This is a genomic window from Chryseotalea sanaruensis (genome assembly GCF_003990915.1).
GTDB lineage: Bacteria > Bacteroidota > Bacteroidia > Cytophagales > Cyclobacteriaceae > Chryseotalea > Chryseotalea sanaruensis.
The window spans coordinates 1-1,579 of sequence record NZ_BHXQ01000021.1; the positions used below are offsets into that span (position 1 = coordinate 1).

Here is a 1,579-nt window from a genome sequence, read left to right on the forward strand (position 1 = left end):
CGTTGTGCACAATGCCACCAACGCAAACGAATTCAATTATGAAAAGAGATAAAGGACTTCTAAAAGCACTCGGTTACTCAGATAATCTTATTGAAAAACTGGAAATCTGGGACACACTTGTCAATGACTACTTTGACAGTAGACCTGAACTTAAAGACAAGAATAGACATGAACCATACTTTCAAGTTCATGAACTTAGGCAAGAAATAGTCTTCAGAGACACATGTCCGAAAAATATTCATGAAGACCTTACTAACCTCTTCCAACAAGTATTTCCGAAAAGTCATCAATGATTATAAGACTACAATATTGTACATTAATTTTCATTCTTGGGTTTGGAGTCCTTGCTCTTTCTTGCAGACCTAATCCTACAACAGAAGGCTTGCAAAATATTGAGTCATCTACAATTAGTGGATCAAAATTGGATCCATACAAAAACCTAGATAGCTTAATTAAAGTTAATAAGGATAGAATGCTCTTCTTAGATTTTTGGGAAGGTATGGACAATGAACAATATCGTCTTGTCTTGAATAAACTGTTGTCCAATAAAACAGTGAGCCAAGACACACTTCCTTCTGGAGTACCACAAGACTATAAAACTACTAAGATGTATCATTGTGATCAATGGATAACAGATCCTTACTTCACATTCCATCACCAAAGTTTTCAAATTAGAGGTCGTCTTTATTCAGTTTTTGATACATTGGACAACAAGCTTATCTCAATTAGACTCGATTTAGCACACAATTATAATGACCGACATTTTTATGGAGGAAATAATTGGGAATTAGATTGCACCGTTCCAAATGCCTATGCCGATGCTCTAGTAGAAATTTATAAATCAAAATACGGCTCTCCTTCGATTAAAAACGAAAAGGGGATCTATGCATTAGGTTTTTATAGGGTATACACTTGGTTAGACAACAAAAAAATCATTATCGCAAAAAAGACGATAAGCACAATTAATAAAGATCTTGACTCAAGACCAATAGCAGAAAATTTTATCCTGAATTATTGGTACTCTAATAAATACGCAGAACTAAAAGAAAGGGAGAGAAAAAAGAAGGAGAAAGAAAAACAGAGTAAAATTCGACTTCAAGAACAGACAAAAGAGAAAATTTAGATATTCAATATGTTGAGAGTACTACTTGTTACTTGTTCACTTCTTTTGTTAGTAGCCACAATGGAATTACCATACGGGTATTATACCTTTCTTAGGATAATGGTTACTGTAGGTTCAGTATTGATTTTGTTAGAGGAGTACAAAAAGGGCTTTACGTTTTGGGTAATATTCTTTCTTTGTATTTGTGTTTTATTCAATCCATTAATTCCTGTCTACTTAAATGATAAATCACTTTGGTTTATCATAGACATAGGAGTTGCAGTTCTATTTCTAATTAAAGCAATAACATGGAAATCAGGTGAGAAAAAATAAGATTAGACCTAGGCACTGTGCACAACAAAAGCTATAACCAATGGCGGGTGAAGAGTAAGTATAAAATTGTATCTTCGTTATTATGTTTGGTCACGGTGGATAATAACAGTTTCAAAAGCCGCCACTGGTTATAGCCAAACGTTG

General features: G+C 33.9%; 3 protein-coding genes. All 3 read left to right on the forward strand.

Features of this window, described 5'->3' with window-relative positions; genetic code table 11:
* A partial coding sequence (locus SanaruYs_RS19965) for a hypothetical protein (protein ID WP_218022494.1) occupies nt 1-293 on the forward strand: 293 nt, incomplete at its 5' end.
* Entirely contained in the window at nt 290-1,123 is an 834-nt protein-coding gene (locus SanaruYs_RS19970) for a hypothetical protein (RefSeq protein ID WP_127124388.1), read from the forward strand. The genes SanaruYs_RS19965 and SanaruYs_RS19970, both read left to right, overlap by 4 nt.
* A gap of 9 nt (nt 1,124-1,132) precedes the next feature.
* Complete coding sequence (locus tag SanaruYs_RS19975) at nt 1,133-1,435, forward strand: DUF6804 family protein (RefSeq protein ID WP_127124389.1); 303 nt, start codon at nt 1,133-1,135, stop codon at nt 1,433-1,435.
* Nucleotides 1,436-1,579 lie beyond the last annotated feature (144 nt).